This is a genomic window from Streptomyces sp. DS1-CR2 (genome assembly GCF_055760475.1).
In genome coordinates this window covers 6,712,902-6,730,924 of record NZ_CM147085.1, presented here as the reverse complement: position 1 = coordinate 6,730,924, position 18,023 = coordinate 6,712,902, and the positions used below count along the sequence as shown (strand labels likewise).

The 18,023-nt window shown below is 70.0% G+C and carries 16 protein-coding genes; 10 read left to right on the top strand and 6 right to left on the bottom strand.

Annotated elements, in window-relative coordinates; translation table 11 throughout:
* Window positions 1-6: 6 nt before the first annotated feature.
* Together ACY0PA_RS31765 and ACY0PA_RS31760 are read left to right on the top strand one after the other, a co-directional pair.
* Window positions 7-1,653, top strand: a complete 1,647-nt coding sequence (locus ACY0PA_RS31765; RefSeq protein ID WP_473080922.1) for an acyl-CoA dehydrogenase family protein — start codon at window positions 7-9, stop codon at window positions 1,651-1,653.
* Between the two features lie 257 nt (window positions 1,654-1,910).
* Window positions 1,911-3,257, top strand: a complete 1,347-nt coding sequence (locus ACY0PA_RS31760; protein WP_473080921.1) for a helix-turn-helix domain-containing protein — start codon at window positions 1,911-1,913, stop codon at window positions 3,255-3,257.
* 283 nt (window positions 3,258-3,540) lie between these two features.
* Here ACY0PA_RS31760 and ACY0PA_RS31755 read toward each other — a convergent pair whose 3' ends face one another.
* The 6 genes from ACY0PA_RS31755 to ACY0PA_RS31730 form a co-directional block, all read right to left on the bottom strand.
* Entirely contained in the window at window positions 3,541-4,326 is a 786-nt protein-coding gene (locus ACY0PA_RS31755; RefSeq protein ID WP_473080920.1) for a DeoR/GlpR family DNA-binding transcription regulator, read from the bottom strand.
* Window positions 4,327-4,481: 155 nt separating this feature from the next.
* Entirely contained in the window at window positions 4,482-5,669 is a 1,188-nt protein-coding gene (locus ACY0PA_RS31750) for a Gfo/Idh/MocA family protein (RefSeq protein ID WP_473080919.1), read from the bottom strand.
* Window positions 5,670-5,727: 58 nt separating this feature from the next.
* Window positions 5,728-7,377, bottom strand: a complete 1,650-nt coding sequence (locus tag ACY0PA_RS31745) for a type 2 periplasmic-binding domain-containing protein (protein WP_473080918.1) — start codon at window positions 7,375-7,377, stop codon at window positions 5,728-5,730.
* Between the two features lie 51 nt (window positions 7,378-7,428).
* Window positions 7,429-8,292 carry a carbohydrate ABC transporter permease gene (locus ACY0PA_RS31740; RefSeq protein ID WP_473086488.1) on the bottom strand — a complete coding sequence of 288 codons (864 nt, stop codon included), beginning with the start codon at window positions 8,290-8,292 and terminating at the stop codon, window positions 7,429-7,431.
* Between the two features lie 113 nt (window positions 8,293-8,405).
* Window positions 8,406-9,371 carry an ABC transporter permease gene (locus ACY0PA_RS31735; RefSeq protein WP_473080917.1) on the bottom strand — a complete coding sequence of 322 codons (966 nt, stop codon included), beginning with the start codon at window positions 9,369-9,371 and terminating at the stop codon, window positions 8,406-8,408.
* Window positions 9,372-10,178: 807 nt separating this feature from the next.
* The gene (locus tag ACY0PA_RS31730; protein WP_473080916.1) at window positions 10,179-11,237 is read right to left on the bottom strand and encodes a M36 family metallopeptidase; all 1,059 of its coding nucleotides are present in this window, start codon (window positions 11,235-11,237) and stop codon (window positions 10,179-10,181) included.
* Between the two features lie 109 nt (window positions 11,238-11,346).
* Between ACY0PA_RS31730 and ACY0PA_RS31725 the strand changes: the two genes are divergently transcribed.
* The 8 genes from ACY0PA_RS31725 (at window position 11,347) to ACY0PA_RS31690 (ending at window position 17,849) form a co-directional block, all read left to right on the top strand.
* Window positions 11,347-11,913 carry a GNAT family N-acetyltransferase gene (locus tag ACY0PA_RS31725; protein WP_473080915.1) on the top strand — a complete coding sequence of 189 codons (567 nt, stop codon included), beginning with the start codon at window positions 11,347-11,349 and terminating at the stop codon, window positions 11,911-11,913.
* Between the two features lie 281 nt (window positions 11,914-12,194).
* A complete protein-coding gene (locus ACY0PA_RS31720) occupies window positions 12,195-12,278 on the top strand; it encodes a putative leader peptide (RefSeq protein WP_324902501.1) in 84 nt (27 codons plus the stop codon).
* Between the two features lie 118 nt (window positions 12,279-12,396).
* A complete protein-coding gene (locus tag ACY0PA_RS31715) occupies window positions 12,397-14,094 on the top strand; it encodes a nitrite/sulfite reductase (protein ID WP_473080914.1) in 1,698 nt (565 codons plus the stop codon).
* The gene (locus ACY0PA_RS31710; protein ID WP_100591340.1) at window positions 14,091-14,270 is read left to right on the top strand and encodes a hypothetical protein; all 180 of its coding nucleotides are present in this window, start codon (window positions 14,091-14,093) and stop codon (window positions 14,268-14,270) included. The genes ACY0PA_RS31715 and ACY0PA_RS31710 overlap by 4 nt, the downstream gene beginning before the upstream one ends.
* On the top strand, window positions 14,267-14,989 hold the full coding sequence (locus ACY0PA_RS31705; protein ID WP_473080913.1) for a phosphoadenylyl-sulfate reductase: 723 nt from the start codon (window positions 14,267-14,269) through the stop codon (window positions 14,987-14,989). Before ACY0PA_RS31710 ends, ACY0PA_RS31705 begins: the two co-directional genes overlap by 4 nt.
* Complete coding sequence (gene cysC, locus ACY0PA_RS31700; protein WP_473080912.1) at window positions 14,989-15,555, top strand: adenylyl-sulfate kinase; 567 nt, start codon at window positions 14,989-14,991, stop codon at window positions 15,553-15,555. Before ACY0PA_RS31705 ends, cysC begins: the two co-directional genes overlap by 1 nt.
* Window positions 15,552-16,490: a sulfate adenylyltransferase subunit CysD gene (gene cysD, locus ACY0PA_RS31695; RefSeq protein ID WP_454407603.1), complete on the top strand. Its 939-nt coding sequence runs from the start codon at window positions 15,552-15,554 to the stop codon at window positions 16,488-16,490. Before cysC ends, cysD begins: the two co-directional genes overlap by 4 nt.
* Window positions 16,491-17,849 carry a sulfate adenylyltransferase subunit 1 gene (locus ACY0PA_RS31690; RefSeq protein WP_473080911.1) on the top strand — a complete coding sequence of 453 codons (1,359 nt, stop codon included), beginning with the start codon at window positions 16,491-16,493 and terminating at the stop codon, window positions 17,847-17,849.
* Window positions 17,850-18,023: the final 174 nt, after the last annotated feature.

Sequence of the window (18,023 nt, the reverse complement as noted above, 5' to 3'; positions counted from 1 at the left end):
TCTGTCATGGCAGCCACCACTCACGCAGTGACCAACCAGGCTCCGCCCCTGGTGGGATATGACGTTTTTGCCGCGGACAGGGCCCTCGCCGAGGGGGTCGAACGGCATCTGGAGCCCTCGCTGACGGCCGAGGTCCGTGAGGAACTCGGCGGCCTCGGCCGCGCCGCCGGTTCCGCCCAGGCGCAGGAGTGGGGCGTGCTCGCGAACGAGAACCCGCCGACGCTGCACACCCACGACCGCTACGGGCATCGGGTCGACGAGGTCGAGTTCCATCCGTCCTGGCACCGGCTCATGGCCAAGGGTGTCGCGGCCGGGCTGACGTCGGCCTGGTCGCGGCCCGGCGGCCACCTGCGGCGCGCGGCCGCGTTCCTGGTGTGGAGCCAGGTCGAGGCGGGCCACACCTGCCCGCTGTCGATGACGCACGCGGCGGTGCCCGCGCTGCGCGCCGACCCGGCGCTGGCCGCCGAGTGGGAGCTCCGGCTGACGTCGACGGTGTACGACGCGGGGCTGCGGCCCGCCGCCACCAAGGCGGGCGTCGTGTTCGGGATGGGCATGACGGAGAAGCAGGGCGGCAGCGACGTCCGGGCCAACACGACGCGGGCGACACCGCTCGCCGAGGACGGCACGTACGAGCTGACCGGGCACAAGTGGTTCTGTTCGGCGCCCATGTCGGACGGGTTCCTCGTCCTGGCGCAGGCGCCCGAGGGACTCACGTGTTTCCTGCTGCCGCGCGTCCTGGAGGACGGCGCGCGCAACCCGTTCGCGATCCAGCGGCTCAAGGACAAGCTGGGCAACAGGTCGAACGCGTCGGCCGAGGTCGAGTTCGACGGGACGTGGGCGCGCCGGGTCGGGGACGAGGGGCGCGGGGTGCGCACCATCATCGAGATGGTCGCCGCCACGCGCCTGGACTGCGTGCTCGGTTCGGCCGCGATCATGCGGCAGGCCGTCGCACAGGCGATCCACCACTGCACGTACCGCGAGGCGTTCGGCGGCCGGCTCATCGACAAGCCGCTGATGCGCAACGTGCTGGCCGACCTGTCGCTGGAGTCGGAGGCCGCGACGACGCTGGCGCTGCGGCTCGCGGCGGCCCAGGACGCCGTCCAGGACACCGGGTCGGAGCAGGAGCGCGCGTTCCTGCGGATCGCGGTGCCGGCCGCCAAGTACTGGGTGACGAAGCGCTGTACGCCCGTGGCGGCGGAGGCCCTGGAGTGCCTGGGCGGGAACGGCTATGTGGAGGAGTCAGGCATGCCGCGGCTGCTGCGCGAGTCGCCGCTCAACTCGATCTGGGAGGGGTCCGGCAATGTGCAGGCCCTCGACGTGCTGCGGGCGTTGCAGCGCGAGCCGCAGGCACTCAACGCGTTCCTCCAGGAGGTCGGCAAGGCGCGCGGCGCCGATCACCGTCTCGACAACGCCATCAAGGGCCTGCTGACCGAACTCGCCGACCTGGAGGGCGTCGAGGCACGGGCGCGCCGGGTCGTGGAGCGGATCGCTCTCGTGCTCCAGGGTTCGCTGCTGGTGCGTCACGCGCCGCCGGAAGTCGCGGACGCCTTCTGCGCCTCGCGGCTCGGTGGGGACTGGGGTTCGGCGTTCGGCACGCTGCCGCACAGCCTGGACCTGCGGTCGGTCGTCGAGCGGGCGCGCCCTGTGAGCTGAGCGACCGGCTCGAGGTTACGGGGTATCGACCGAGGTCACGGGCCTTGACCGCTGAGGTTACGGGGGTGATGCTGCGCCGACACGGCATCACCCCCGCCCTTCAGGCCCCTTGAGGAGCTCCCGCGCCGCCGGAGCGGCACGGTTTCAGCTTCGACCGACGTACGGCTGTTCGCCAGAGTTGCAGAGGGTTGCAACTGTCGCGCTCCCCTTTCGGCCCCACGAAGGCCGAAGACGCGGCACGATGAGCACACGTCCGTATGCGCCGGTCTGTTCCAGGAGGACCTGTGACGCAGAAGAACTCGACCGTCGATCTGGGCCGGCTGTCCACGATGGACTTCTCGCTGGCCGCACGGCTCCTGAAGGGTGTCCGCGCCGCGACCCTGTCGGGGCAGCGGCCGCAGATCCTGCCGCGCCCGGTGATCGGCGAGTCCTGGAACCGCATGCTGCGCAGCGGTGTCGACCCGGACCATGACGTGCGGTCGGGCCTGCTGAACCTCGAGGAGATCGAGGAGCGCCGCCAGGCGTCGGGGCTCACGGAGGTCCTGCCGGTGCTGCGCGAGGCACTGGTCACCGTCGCGGACGCGGCGCAGCACATCATGGTCGTGTCCGACGGGGACGGGCGCATCCTGTGGCGCGAGGGCAGCGCGGCGGTGCTGCACAAGGCCGACCGGCTCGGCTTCGAACTGGGCGCGGACTGGGCCGAGGAGACGGTCGGTACGAACGGGGTGGGCACGCCGCTCGTGACGCGGCGCCCGGTGCAGGTGTTCTCCGCCGAGCACTTCGTGGTGTCGCAGCACGCGTGGACGTGCACGGGGGCGCCGATCACGGACCCGCGCGACGGGCAGCTGATGGGCGTCGTCGATGTGAGCGGCCCGCTGGAGACGATGCACCCGGCGACGCTCTCGCTCGTCGGGGCGGTGGCGCAGCTCGCGGAGGCGCGGCTGCGGGAGCGTCATGCGGCGGCCCTCGACCGGTTGCGGGCCGTCGCGGCGCCGGTCCTCGCGCGGATCGGCGGCCGGGCGGTCGCGGTGGACGTCCAGGGCTGGACGGCGGCGGTGACGGGGATGCAGCCGGTGGACCGGATCGCGCTGCCCAAGTCGCTGTCCGAGCTCTCGGAACTCTCGGACGGGCGGGCCTGGGTGCCGACGCTGGGAATGTGCGCGGTGGCGCCGCTGCCGGGCGGCTGGCTGCTGCGGCCCGACGGCCCGGACGGGGCTGCCGAGCCGCTCGGCGGCACCCGCGTCGTGCTGGATGTGAGCAGGCCCCGGCGCTGGTCGGTCACGGTGACGGACGGCACGCGGTCCTGGTCGCACGAGCTGAGCCCGCGCCACGCCGAACTCCTCTATCTGCTGGCCCTGCACCGCGGCGGGCACAGCGCGGCGGGCCTCGCACAGGACATGTTCGGCGACCCGACGCGCACGGTGACGGTCCGCGCCGAGATGTCGCGGATACGGCGCTATCTCGGCAGCCTGCTCGGGCACCGCCCGTACCGCTTCCATGAGGAGGCGGAGCTGGAGGTGGTGCTCCCGCAGAGTCCGGCGGACCTGCTGCCGCACTCGGTGGCGCCCGGGGTACTGAGATCGCGCTCAACGCCGCTGCACTGACACCGCCCGCACAACAGCGTTGCTGTCAGGCACAGTTGATCGGCCCGCGGGGCTCTCAGACCCGCGCGAGGATCACCGAGCGCGTGAGGTGGCGGGGCCGGTCCGGGTTACGGCCCCAGCGCATGCTTGGCGGTGCAAGTTATGGCGCGTTTTCGAGCAGGTGAGATCAGCCGGACCCGTCAAAGTCCGCCGAGAGTCCCTGTGCGCGCTCCAGAAGTCCATGCCCCTGCCCACCCGCCACGGCCACCGCCTTGTCGAGCGCGGCCCTTACGGGGGCGCCCGGTTACACGCAGATGACTTCGATGCCCTGAGCCGTGATCTCCTCGACGAGCGCCTCGGGGGCGTCCTTGTCCGTCACCAGGATCGACACCGCGTTCAGCGCGCACACCTGGGCGAACGCCCGGCGGCCCAGCTTCGAGGAGTCGGCCACCACGATGACGGTGCCCGCGCGTTCGGCGAGCGAGCGGTTCGCGCTGGCCTCCGACTCGTCGTGCGTGGCCGCGCCGAAGCGCGGGTGGACCGCGTCCACACCGAGGATCGTGTAGTCGAGGGCGAGGCTCTGCAGGACGGATGTGACGAGCGGGCCGACGAGTTCGTACGAGCTCGGCCGGGCCACGCCGCCCGTGACGACGATCTTCACATGGGGGCGGATCGCCAGCTCGTTGGCGATGTTGATCGCGTTGGTGACGACGGTCAGCGCGACGCCGCCGGACGTGCCGCCCGGGTCGGTGCGGACGGCCAGCTCCCTGGCCACCTCGGAGGTCGTGGTGCCGCCGTTGATGCCGACGACGGAGCCCGACGGGACGAGTTCGGCGACCGCCTTCGCGATGCGCTGCTTCTCGTCCGCCTTGCGGGCCGTCTTGTAACGCAGCGGCAGATCGTAGGCCACGGAGCTGACCACGGCCCCGCCGCGGGTGCGGGTCAGCAAAGACTGCCGGGCCAGTTCGTCCATGTCGCGCCGGACCGTGGCGGAGGAGCAGCCGAGCAGTTCGGCGGCCTCGGTGACATCGAGATGGCCCTGATTGCCCAGTATTTCCAGCAGTTGGGTCCATCGGGCGTGTGCGCCCACTTGTTCCTCCTCGCGACGCGCGTAGCGTAACCCGCGCCGTTCTCCGCATCCAGACGTGATCATCCGCGCGCTTACACGTGACCGTCTGTGTGCGCACGCGGGCGTGGGCGGGCCCGCCCCCTCCGACGGGCCCGCCCACGCCTGCGCTGTGGCCGCTACTCCCCTGCTGCGCACGTCAGTTGTCCGCCGTCGAAGTACGCGAGGAGTTCCGGCTCGAGCTCCGGGACGTCGTACGGCACGCCTCCCTCGCGCAGCGAGCGGGTGGCGAGCGCGCCCGCGGCGACGCTCATCCGGGCCGCGACGGGCGACGTGTCGGTGAGGCCGCCCTCGCGCGCGAAGCGGCAGAACTCGTCGATGATGCGCTCGTCGGCGCCGCCGTGCGAGCCCGTCGCCTCGGGTACGCGGTAGACGATGTCGGCGTCCTTGCGGTAGCCGGTCGGGCCCGTGTTCCAGACCCGGACCTCGTCGCCGGGGCTGTCCCCGAAGTTCTCGAGGCGGCCCTCGGTGCCGATGACCGTGTAGTTGCGGAAGTAGTCGGGGCTGAAGTGGCACTGCTGGTAGGCGGCGATGACGCCGTTGTCCAGCTGCATGTTCATCACCGACACGTCCTCGACGTCCACGACGTGGTGCAGGTCGTGGCGCGCGGTCGGCGGCCAGTCGAACTCCTTCAGCCAGCCGTCGGGGCGCGGGGTGTCCGGCTCGCGGCGCGGCAGGTCCCCGTAGACCATGAGGTCGCCGAGGGCGTTGACGCGCTTGGTGTAGCCGCCGGCCAGCCAGTGCACCACGTCCAGGTCGTGCGCGGCCTTCTGGAGGAGGAGGCCCGTGGTGCGGGTGCGGTCGGCGTGCCAGTCCTTGAAGTAGTAGTCGCCGCCGTACGAGACGAAGTGCCGTACCCACACGGTCTTCGGCACGCCGATGTCGCCGCGCGCGATGATGTCGCGCATCAGGCGCACGACGCCCATGTGGCGCATGTTGTGGCCGACGTAGAGGCGGGTGCCGGTCTTGTACGCGGTGCGCAGGACGGTGTCGCACTGCTCGACCGAGATGCCGAGCGGCTTCTCGACGTACGCCGGCTTGCCCGCTTCGAGCGCCTCGCAGGCGATGGCTTCATGGGTGTCGTCGGGGGTGGCGACGACGACGGCGTCGATCGAGGGGTCTTCGAGGAGCCTTCGGTAGTCGTCGACGGCGACCGCGCCCTCGTACAACTCCGGTACCTTCGCCCGGATCTGCGGGTCGAGGTCGGCCACCGCCGCCACGACCGACCCCTTGCCGGGGCGGTGCGCGGCCGTCGCCAGGTTCCGTCGCAGTCCGAGCCCGATGACTGCGATGCGCAGGTCTTCCACGTGCGGGTCCTGTTCTGTGTGCGATACGCCAAGTGGTGCGGGGTCCTGCCGGGCGGCGTTACTTGCTGTCGGCGATGGCCTTCTCGAACTCGTCGCGCATCGCGTTGCCCGCCTCGCGCTGCCAGGCCGGCAGGATGTCCTTCTTGAAGGAGGAGAGCGGGGTGCGGCCGGCCACGATGTCCTTGACGGCCTGGTACACGGTGTCGGTCGAGGACGCGTACTTGTTGGCGTAGGTGTCCGAGAAGAAGCCCGTGGTCGGGTTGACCTTGGCGAGCTTCATCAGTTCGACCTGGGCCGCGTGGATGCCGCGGGTGATGTCGGGCTTGCCCGGCAGGTACAGCGTCTCAGGGGCGTTGCCGAAGAAGTTGATGGCCTGCCGGGTGGTGAGGACCTCGGCGTTGCCCTTCTTGTTGAGGAGCACGTCGCCGTCCTTGGAGCGGGTGTGGTGCGTGCCCTCGATGCCGTTGTCGAGGAAGAGCCGCTCCTCCGTGCCGAAGGGGGCGCTGAGGTAGTTCATGACCTGGAGCAGCGTCTCGATACGGTCCTTGCCGACGTTCTTGTTGATGGCCGTGAAGCCGACCGAGCCGTAGCCGTAGCCCCAGGTGGGGGTCATGCCCTTCTCCGCGGCGAACGGGACGACGACCTTCTCCGGCCAGTCGTACTGGTTGCTGTCGCTGAGGAAGCCGGGGAAGGACTGGACGTGCAGTCCGAGGAACCCGCCCTCCATCTTCTCCAGCGTCGTCGGCAGGTTCGGGTCCGGCCAGAACAGCTGCGCCTTCCGGCACTTGAGGGCGAACTCCAGGCCGGCGTGGAACTCGTCGGTCTCGAAGTAGTGGGTGAGCTTCCCGCCGTCCATGCGCCAGCCGTTGGGCGCGCCGTGCCAGTAGGCGAATTGCAGGATGTGGTTCACGTACGCCGGCTCGAGGACGTACTTCTTGCGCTTGACGTCGAGGAGTTCCTTCGCCTTGTCGAAGAAGTCCTGCGCGCTGTCGAACTGGACGCCGCCGACCGGCTTCCAGAAGTCCTCGTTCGCGACGTAGACCTGGCCCATGCGGCCGTAGGGGACGGCGAGGCCCCAGATCTTGCCGTTGAAGACGGCCGTCTTCCAGGCGAAGTCGGGGATGTTGGCGAGGTTCGGGTACTTCTTGACCGCGTCGCCGGACAGGTACGCGGTGAGGTCGTGGAACTTCGGCTCGAGGAGCGCGGGGACGTTCTTGAGGCCCTGGTTCGGCGGGAACCACATGAGGTCGGGCATGTCGCCGCCCGCGATGGTGGCGTTGAACTTCGCGCGGTAGACGTCGTCGGCGCCGAGGCCGTTGACGATCGTCATCTTCAGGTCGGAACCCAGGCGCTTGTTGAGCTCCTGCCAGTACGCGTTCCGGTTCATGGCCGGGGCCGCGGTCGTGAAGGTCTCGGTCAGGGCCGTGACCGGCTTGCCGTCGCCCGGCTTCTTGGTGACGCTGCGGGTCAGGTTCTTGGGGTAGCGCAGGTACGCCGGGTCGAGGCCCGCCGCGTTGCCCGGCAGGTCCGGTGCCGGGACGTTCGCGGGGACGTACGTCGGCAGCTTCAGCTTGGCCGACGCCTTGGCGCCGCCCCCACCCGAGGCCGCGCCGGAACCACAGGCCGTGAGGGAACCGGCACCGGCGACGGTGAGACCGGCGACGGTCGCGGCACCGAGGAACCCGCGGCGGTTGACGTCTTTGGACATGACTCTCCTAAGGGGCGAGGAGCGGTTGAGGGTGGTGGCTCAGGGGGTGGCTCAGGCCTTGATGGCGCCGGTGAGGACGCCCTTGACGAAGTACTTCTGGAGGAACGGGTAGACCGCGATGATCGGCAGGACCGCGAGGATGAGCACGGCCATCGACAGGGCGGTGCTGGCGGGCAGCACGCTCACGCCGAGCGCCTTCGCGTTGAAGGTGTCGCCCTGGAGGACGTAACTGCGCAGCACGACCTGGAGTGGCAGTTTGTCCGGGTCGTTGATGTAGAGCATCGCGTTGAAGAAGCTGTTCCAGTACGTCACCGCGTAGAACATGCCGACCACGGCGATGACGGCCTTCGACAGGGGGAGCACGATCCGGCACAGGATGGTGAGTTCACCGGCGCCGTCGAGGCGGGCCGCCTCGTGCAGCTCGTCGGGGATGCCCTGGAAGAACGCCCGGACGACGATGATGTTGAACGCGTTGAGCAGGATCGGCGCGATCATCGCCCCGTAGGTGTCGAGCAGTCCCAGCTCCTGCACCACCAGGTAGTTGGGGATGATGCCGGGAGTGAAGAGGAACGTGCCGACGACGATCAGGAGCAGCGGCTTGCCCGCGAAGGTCCGCGGCCGGGAGAGGCCGTAGGCGAGTGCGATCGTGCAGAGCAGGCTGAGCGCCGTGCCGATGACCGTGACGCCGATGCTCACAACGGCGGCGCGGGTGATGACGCCGCCGGACAGGACCACGCGGTACGCCTCGAGCGTGGGGTGCGACGGGAACAGCACATAGCCGCCGTTCGCGGCGAGTTCGGCCTTGGAGGAGAGGCTGGTGCCGATGGCGAGCAGGAACGGGTAGCCGACCGCCACGATCATCGCGACGATGACGAGGAACTTCAGCGTCTGGGCCGCCGGGTTGGGCTGTTCCATCCAGGCGGGGCGCTCGGCGGAGCCGCGGCGCTTCTTGCTGCCGGCGCGGCCCTTTCGGCTCTCCTGGCCCTCCTGGCTCTCGGGCCGCAGGGTGGTGGAGACGGGCGCGGTGCTCACTGGTAGACCCCCTGCTCGCCGAGGCGGTGCGCGAACTTGTTGGCGAGGACGATCATGACGGAGCCGATGACGCCCTTCATCAGGCCGGCGGCGGTGGACATGCCCCAGTCGCCGTCGACGACGCCGTGGAAGTAGACATAGGTGTCGAGGACTTCGGAGGCGTCCCGGCCGACGTTGTCACGCTGGAGAAGGATCTGCTCGAAGCCGACCGACAGGATGTCGCCGAGGCGCAGGATGAGCAGCATGATCATCACGGGCCTGATGCCGGGCAGCGTGATGTGCCACATGCGGCGCAGCCAGCCCGCTCCGTCCATCGCCGCCGACTCGTAGAGCGAGGTGTCGATGGAGGCCATCGCGGCGAGGAAGATGATCGCTCCCCAGCCGGCGTCCTTCCAGACGCTCTGGGAGGTGATCAGGTAGATGAAGGTGTCGGGGTTGTTCATGATGTTCCCGACGTGCACGCCGTGCTCGTTCAGGTAACTCGTGACCGTGCCGGCGCCGCCGAAGACCTGCTGGAACATGCCGACGACGACGACCCACGACAGGAAGTGCGGCAGGTAGACGACCGTCTGCATGAGGCGGCGGGTCTTGTTGCTGATCAGCGAGTTGAGGAAGAGCGCGAGGGCGATCGGCGCGGGGAAGTAGAGGATCAGCTGGACGGCGCTGATCTTCAGCGTGTTCCAGACGGCCGTCCAGAACTCCGGCTGTTCGAGCAGGGCCTTGAAGTTGTCCCAGCCGACCAGCGGGCTGCCCTTGAAGCCGAGGTAGGGCTGGTAGTCCTGGAAGGCGATGCTGTTGCCCGCGAGCGGCAGATAGAAGAACACCGCGAAGTAGAGGATGCCCGGCACACACAGCAGAAGCAGGGTGCGGTCCTGCCTCAGATGCTCCCGCAGGCTCCGCCGGCCGGCGGACTTTCGCCCCTTCCCGCCCGGCGTCCCCTTCGCGCCCGACGTCCCCTTCACGCCGGACGCCTTCTTCCTGCCCGGCGTTCCGGGTGCCTCGTGCGGTAGGTCGGGCGGGTTGTGCGATGTAGGCGTGGGCGATGCGGACGCAGCGGCCGACACATTCACCTCCTGCGTCGAGTGGCGAGCGAGGGTTGGTTTCACAGGGCCCTCGCGGGGGCTGAGGCCCGGCGCGCGAGGTACCGGAATCTTGCGTCAGGCTGACGAGAGATGACAAGACTTGATTGGTAACTATTTAGTTCTTGCAGCTTCACGCATGAAACGCGCAGGCAACGAACACGGTCACCGCAGTCGTACGCACCGCGCCCGACCTGGGCGAAGCCGTCTTTCTGTGTGCGGACTGACGACCGCTGGTGTTGGGACTTTGGTGGAAAATGCTTCCTGGGCCCTGGATCGCCCAGCCATCGGTCCGGCTTCAGCGTCGACAACGGCGCGCACATCGGGAGGCAGCGCAACGGCGGCGACAAGCCGACGTTCCTGTTCTCGGCCACGACTGGGAGGAGGGGCACACCTACACCTCCACGGTCGCCTACGAGGGCGACGGCTGGTTCGGCGCCACCCTCCATGACAGGACCACGGGCGAGTCGTTCAAACTAGGCAGCGCGCATACGCTGGCCACGGCCATCAAGCACGGGCCTGATCGACTGGGTCGAGTACTTCGAGTGGAACGCGCCGGTGCCGGTCGGCGCCCCGTAGGGCGCCCCGACCAGGATCAGGGCGCCCCGCCGATCGTCACCGGATGGTTGAACTCCCGTTCCACCCGCCGATGTTGGGCGCCGCTCCCGGCACCACCAGGGTTGGTTGTCCTCACACCCCGGGGATGCCCCGGGCCTGGAACGCCTTGCGCACGGTGTCCGCCGCGCTCTTCCCGTACATCTTCTGCGCGGTCGCGACCGTCGTCAGGGCCGCGTCCGTGAAGCTGGTGTCCGGGGCGAAGCCGAACTGCGCGTCGACGATGACGCGGTCGGCCGTACGCGCGCCGAGCGCGCCCCTGATGTCGAACAGCGCCTGGGACCAGATCTCACCGTCCGCGTGCACCTCTCCCACCTTGTCGGCGTACGTCTTGCCGGTGTCGAGGCGGCGCAGGCAGTGCGGGGCGGTGGCCGTGTACGAGACCGAGTCCCAGTCCGCGACACAGGCGGGGTCGGTCTTGCGCGGCCAGCCGTACTTGGCGTCCGCGTAGGCGCCGACGGACGCCGCGAGGTAGTCGCCCCACGCCTCGCCGATGGCCCCGGCCTCCTCAGAGGTGCCGAACCCGGGGACCTGCGCGTTGTGCACGGCGTGCCCGTACTCGTGGACGATGACCTCGGCGTCCTCCGCGTCGTCGACGCCGCCCTTGCCGAAGCGGATCTCGGCCTTCTTGTCGGTGAAGAAGGAGTTGTCGGCGCCCCACTGGTCGATGCGGACCGGCTGTGCGCGGTCGTTGGCGCCGGGCAGTTCGCTGCCGAAGCCGAGGCTCTGCAGGTACTCCTGTGCCTCGTTGACCCAGAAGTAGGCCATGACCTGCTCGAACTGGTCGTCCTGACGGTCGTATGTGCCGGCGTCGGCGACCGAGGCGGCGCCGCCGGTGTTCGATCTCACGGTGACCCACTTGCCCGAGAGGCCGCCGCTCGCGTCGAGGTTCCTCAGCGCGGCGAGGGTGTAGGCGGAGGCGGGCACCGCGGTCGGGGAGTCCTTGGTGTCGGTGAGGGTCTGATCGCCGGACGACTGGACGGGGTTGACCATGAAGATCCGGCCCTGTGGGCCGACGGCGGCCTGCGGAGCGGTCGTGGCGGAGGCCGGGGCGGCGAGGGTCGCGAGGGCCACGGTGGTGATGGCGGTGGCGAGGAGGCCGCGGGGTGTGCGGCGAGTTGTCCTGCGGGGCATGAACATCCTCCAGGTGCGTCGTGCGCGGGGGGTGGCGTGGCGCGGGCGGATCTTCCCGTATCGCGGACCGCTTTGGCCAGGGTGCGGAGCCCGTGATTGCCTGACACGCATGAGCAACATCGCTGTGACCACCTGGTCCCTGGAGCAGACCGCTCCGTCCGACCTCCGGCCGGCCCCCGCGCCCGAGGGCGACGACCTCCGCATCGTGCGCGCCGAGGTGCCCTCGCCGGAGTTCAGCCGCTTCCTGTACGCGTCCGTCGGGGGCGACATCCTCTGGACCGACCGGCTGAGCTGGACGTACGCGCGCTGGCAGGAAGTCCTGGCGCGGCCGGGCACCGAGACGTGGGTGGCGTACGAGAAGGGGACCCCGGCGGGTTACGTCGAGCTGGAGGCGCAGGACGACGGCGTCGTCGAGGTCGTCTACTTCGGCCTGATACCCGTCTTCCGGGGCCGCCGCATCGGCGGTCACCTCCTCTCTTACGCCGTCGCGCGTGCCTGGGACCTGGCCGAGCGGTGGCCGGACCGCGCGCCGACGAAGCGGGTCTGGCTGCACACGTGCAGCAAGGACGGCGAGCACGCGATGGCCAACTACGAGCGGCGCGGGTTCCGCCTCTTCGACACGAAGGTCGAGGAGGAGCCCGAGGTGGCGACGCCGGGGCCCTGGCCCGGGGCGTAGCCGGGGCGATAAGAGAGGACGAGAAGTCGAGGGGCGAGGAGCGCGGGGCGCGGGGCGCGGGGCGCGGGGCGCGGGGCGCGGGGCGCGGGGCGCGGGGCGAGGGGCGAGGGGCGCCGCGGCGCCCCTTCCCGTACGCTCCAGTCACACTCGAGCGGTCGCACCCCGGTCCCTTCCCGCAGCGTCCAGTGACGCGCGCCACATCTGTCCATGATGCGAGACAGTCTTGTCCACTTTCTGGACAGTGGTGGACTGGGCCGAAAGTCCCATGACACGCTTCCGTCATGGATCGAGCTGGAATTGCCTTGGTGAGTCGGCGGCACGTCGACCTCGGCCGCATGTCCAGCGCCATGTGTCCGGTGAGCTGACTCCACCAGCACCGCCGCGTTTTCTCCCCGTACAGCACTCTGCGCACCGCCGCGCCCTCGCGCGAAGTGTGCTGGTCAAAGCTGTCAGAGCCTCCGCCCGCCCGAAGGACGTACACCCATGGCTGCCACCCCTGAAAAGCCCACGACCGCCGCGCCGCGCCGCAAGGTGAGCCGTCACCGCGGCGAGGGCCAGTGGGCCGTGGGGCACTTCACGCCGCTCAACGGCAACGAGCAGTTCAAGAAGGACGACGACGGTCTCAATGTGCGGACACGCATTGAGACGATCTACTCGAAGCGCGGCTTCGACTCCATCGACCCCAATGACCTCCGGGGCCGCATGCGCTGGTGGGGGCTCTACACCCAGCGCAAGCCCGGGATCGACGGCGGCAAGACCGCGATCCTGGAGCCGGAGGAGCTGGACGACGAGTACTTCATGCTCCGCGTTCGCATCGACGGCGGCCGGCTGACCACCGAGCAGCTGCGCGTCATCGGCGAGATCTCGCAGGAGTTCGCGCGCGGCACCGCCGACATCACCGACCGGCAGAACATCCAGTACCACTGGATCCGCATCGAGGACGTGCCGGAGATCTGGCGACGCCTCGAAGGGGTCGGGCTCTCCACCACCGAGGCCTGCGGTGACACGCCCCGCGTCATCCTCGGCTCGCCCGTCGCCGGGGTCGCCGCCGACGAGATCATCGACGGCACGCCCGCCATCGACGAGATCCAGCGGCGCTTCATCGGCAACCCCGAGTTCTCGAACCTGCCCCGCAAGTTCAAGACCGCGATCTCCGGGTCCCCGCAGCTCGACGTGGCGCACGAGATCAACGACATCGCGTTCGTCGGCGTGCACCACCCCGAGCACGGCCCCGGCTTCGACCTGTGGGTCGGCGGCGGCCTGTCCACCAACCCCAAGCTGGGCCAGCGCCTCGGCGCGTGGGTGCCGCTCGACGAGGTGCCGGACGTGTACGGCGGCGTCATCGGCATCTTCCGCGACTACGGCTACCGCCGCCTGCGCACCCGCGCCCGCCTGAAGTTCCTGCTCGCCGACTGGGGCACCGAGAAGTTCCGGCAGGTCCTGGAGGACGAGTACCTCCAGCGGAAGCTGGTCGACGGCCCCGCGCCCGAGCAGCCCGCAGGCACCTGGCGCGACCACCTCGGCGTGCACCGCCAGAAGGACGGCCTCTTCTACGTCGGCTTCGCGCCCCGTGTCGGCCGCGTGGACGGCACCACCCTCACCAAGATCGCCGAGGTCGCGGGCGCCCATGGCTCCGGCCGGCTGCGCACCACCGCCGAGCAGAAGATGATCGTGCTGGACGTGGCCGAGGACCAGGTCGAGTCGCTGGTCGCGTCGCTGGAGGCGCTGGACCTCAAGGTCAACGCGTCTGCGTTCCGGCGCGGCACCATGGCCTGCACCGGCATCGAGTTCTGCAAGCTCGCCATCGTCGAGACGAAGGCGCGCGGCGCCTCGCTGATCGACGAACTGGAGCGCCGCGTCCCGGAGTTCGACGAGCCCCTCACCATCAACATCAACGGCTGCCCGAACGCCTGCGCCCGTATCCAGGTCGCGGACATCGGCCTCAAGGGCCAGCTGATGCTGGACGCGGACGGCAACCAGGTCGAGGGCTACCAGGTGCACCTGGGTGGCGCGCTCGGCCTCGAGGCCGGGTTCGGCCGCAAGGTCCGCGGCCTGAAGGTCACCGCGGCCGAGCTGCCCGACTACGTCGAGCGGGTCCTCAAGCGCTTCCAGGCGGAGCGCGAGGACGGCGAGCGCTTTGCCACGTGGACCGCGCGCGCGTCCGAGGAGGCCCTGTCGTGAGCGAGCGGGCCGCTCCCTTCTACTGCCCCTACTGCGGTGACGAGGACCTGCGTCCGAACGAGACCGGTCACGGCGCGTGGGAATGCGCGGCGTGCAATCGGGCCTTCCAGTTGAAGTTCCTCGGTCTGCTGACCCGGGGAGTTCAGCGCAACGACGGTGGAGGGGAAGACATATGACGGCCACTCGGACCACCCAGGTCCCTGACCGGACCGAGCCCGACCTGCGGGAGCTCGCGGAGCGGGCGGGGCGCGACCTGGAGGACGCGTCCGCCCTGGAGATCCTTGAGTGGGCGGTCGACACGTTCGGCAAGCGCTTCTGTGTGACCTCCTCCATGGAGGACGCGGTCGTCGCCCACCTCGCCTCGCGCGCCAGGCCCGGCGTGGACGTCGTCTTCCTCGACACCGGCTACCACTTCGAGGAGACCATCGGCACCCGGGACGCCGTCGAGGCCGTGATGGACGTGAACGTCATCACGCTCACGCCCCGCCAGACCGTCGCCGAGCAGGACGCCGAGTTCGGGCCGAAGCTGCACGACCGCGACCCCGACCTGTGCTGCGCCATGCGGAAGGTCAAGCCCCTTGAGGACGGCCTGAGTTCGTACACGGCATGGGCCACGGGACTGCGCCGCGACGAGTCCCCGACCCGGGCGAACACCCCGGTCGTCGGCTGGGACGAGAAGCGCCGCAAGGTGAAGGTCTCGCCGATCGCCCGCTGGACGCAGGACGACGTCGAGGCGTACGTCGCCGAGCACGGTGTGCTGACCAACCCCCTCCTCATGGACGGCTACGGCTCCGTGGGCTGCGCCCCCTGCACGCGGCGCCTCCTCGAGGGCGAGGACGCGCGGGCCGGCCGCTGGGCCGGAAGCAACAAGACCGAGTGCGGGATCCACGGCTGATGCCCGGGACCACACAGACTTTGGAGAAGCAAGTGACCGGAGCCACCGTCTGGCTCACGGGTCTGCCGAGCGCGGGCAAGACCACCATCGCCAACGAGCTCGCCGAGCGGCTGCGCGCCGACGGCCGCCGCGTCGAGGTGCTCGACGGCGACGAGATCCGCGAGTTCCTCTCGGCGGGCCTCGGCTTCAGCCGCGCGGACCGCGACACCAACGTGCAGCGCATCGGCTTCCTCGCCGAACTCCTCGCCCGCAACGGCGTGTTGACGCTCGTCCCGGTGATCGCGCCCTTCGCGGACAGCCGAGAGGCGGTACGCAAGCGCCACCAGGCCGGCGGCACCGGCTACCTCGAGGTACACGTGGCCACGCCCGTCGAGGTGTGCTCCGTGCGCGACGTGAAGGGCCTGTACGCGAAGCAGGCGGCGGGCGAGATCTCCGGGCTCACCGGGGTCGACGACCCGTACGAGGCACCCGAATCGCCCGACCTGCGCATCGAGTCGCACACCCAGACCGTGCAGGAGTCCGCGGCGGCGCTCTACGCGCTGCTCACCGAGAGGGGTCTCTCATGACGACCGTCGCACCCACCACAGGCGAAGAGACCGACAGCCCGTACGCGCTCTCGCACCTGGACGCCCTCGAGTCCGAGGCCGTGCACATCTTCCGTGAGGTCGCGGGCGAGTTCGAGCGGCCGGTGATCCTCTTCTCCGGCGGCAAGGACTCCATCGTGATGCTGCACCTGGCGCTGAAGGCGTTCGCGCCGGCGCCGGTGCCGTTCACGCTGCTGCACGTCGACACCGGGCACAACTTCCCCGAGGTCCTCGAGTACCGCGACCGCGTCGTCGCCGAGCACGGCCTGCGGCTGCACGTCGCGTCGGTGCAGGAGTACATCGACCGCGGCGCCCTCAAGGAGCGCCCGGACGGGACGCGCAACCCGCTGCAGACGGTGCCGCTGACGGAGAAGATCCAGGCGGAGCGCTTCGACGCCGTCTTCGGCGGCGGGCGCCGCGACGAGGAGAAGGCGCGCGCCAAGGAGCGCGTGTTCTCCCTGCGCGACGAGTTCTCCCAGTGGGACCCGCGCCGCCAGCGCCCCGAGCTGTGGCAGCTCTACAACGGCCGCCACGCCCCCGGCGAGCACGTGCGCGTCTTCCCGCTGTCCAACTGGACCGAGCTCGACGTGTGGCAGTACATCGCCCGCGAGGGCATCGAACTGCCGGAGATCTACTTCGCCCACGAGCGGGACGTCTTCAAGCGCTCCGGCATGTGGCTGACCGCCGGTGAGTGGGGCGGCCCCAAGGACGGCGAGAGCGTCGAGAAGCGCCTCGTCCGCTACCGCACGGTCGGCGACATGTCGTGCACAGGCGCCGTCGACTCCGACGCGACGACGCTGGACGCCGTGATCGCCGAGATCGCCGCCTCCCGGCTCACCGAGCGGGGCGCGACCCGTGCCGACGACAAGATGTCCGAGGCCGCGATGGAAGACCGCAAGCGCGAGGGGTATTTCTAAATGACCACCACCACAGAGCAGTTGGCCGACCTGTCGGCCACCACCCTGCTGCGGTTCGCCACCGCCGGTTCCGTCGACGACGGCAAGTCCACGCTCGTGGGCCGCCTGCTCCACGACTCCAAGTCGGTCCTCACGGACCAGCTGGAGGCCGTCGAGCGCGTGTCCCTGGGCCGCGGTCAGGAGACGCCCGACCTGGCGCTGCTCACCGACGGCCTGCGCGCCGAGCGCGAGCAGGGCATCACCATCGACGTCGCCTACCGCTACTTCGCCACGCCCCGGCGCCGGTTCATCCTGGCCGACACCCCGGGCCATGTGCAGTACACCCGGAACATGGTGACCGGCGCGTCCACCGCGGACCTCGCCGTCGTCCTCGTCGACGCCCGCAACGGCGTCATCGAGCAGACCCGCCGGCACGCCGCCGTCGCCGCGCTCCTGCGCGTGCCGCACGTCGTGCTCGCGGTGAACAAGATGGACCTCGTCGACTACGCGGAGCCCGTCTTCGCGAAGATCGCCGAGGAGTTCACGGCGTACGCGTCCGACCTGGGCGTTCCCGAGATCACCGCGATCCCGATCTCGGCGCTCGCCGGTGACAACGTCGTGGAGCCGTCCGCGAACATGGACTGGTACGGCGGCCCGACCGTGCTCGAACACCTGGAGACGGTCCCGGTCAGCCACGACCTGACGAGCTGCCACGCGCGGCTGCCCGTCCAGGTCGTCATCCGCCCGCAGACCGCCGAGCACCCCGACTACCGCGGCTACGCGGGCCAGATCGCGGCCGGCACGTTCCGCGTCGGCGAGTCCGTCACCGTACTGCCGTCGGGCCGCACGTCGAAGGTCTCCGGGATCGACCTGCTGGGCAAGGCGGTCGACGTGGCGTGGACCCCGCAGTCGGTGACCCTCCTCCTGGAGGACGACATCGACATCTCGCGCGGCGACCTGATCGTGCCGAGCGGCGACGCGCCCGCAACCTCGCAGGACGTCGAGGCGACCGTCTGCCACGTGGCCGACCAGCCTCTCGCAGTGGGCCAGCGCGTGCTGCTCAAGCACACGACGCGCACGGTCAAGGCGATCGTCAAGGAGATCCCCTCGCGGCTCACCCTGGACGACCTGTCCCAGCACCCCGAGCCGGGGCAGCTGGTCGCCAACGACATCGGCCGCGTCAAGGTCCGCACCGCCGAGCCGATCGCGCTCGACGACTACGCCGACTCGCGCCGTACCGGTTCGTTCCTCCTCATCGACCCGGCGGACGGCACGACGCTCGCCGCGGGCATGGCGGGCGAGGCGTTCGCCGGCACGCAGCAGGCGGCCCACGCGGAAGAGGCCGCGCAGGCCACGGACGACGACGGCTGGGACTTCTAGTCATGACCTCCATCGACGTCTACGCGACGTTCGCGAAAGAGGGCGGCCGCATCGGCAGCGGCGCCCTCGGCAGCGGCCAGGGCGGGGTCGCGCGATGTGCGCGATGACGTACGCGCACTGCCTGCGCGCCCACACCCCCCGCGATCTGTTCGTACGACGACGAAAACCTGCCGA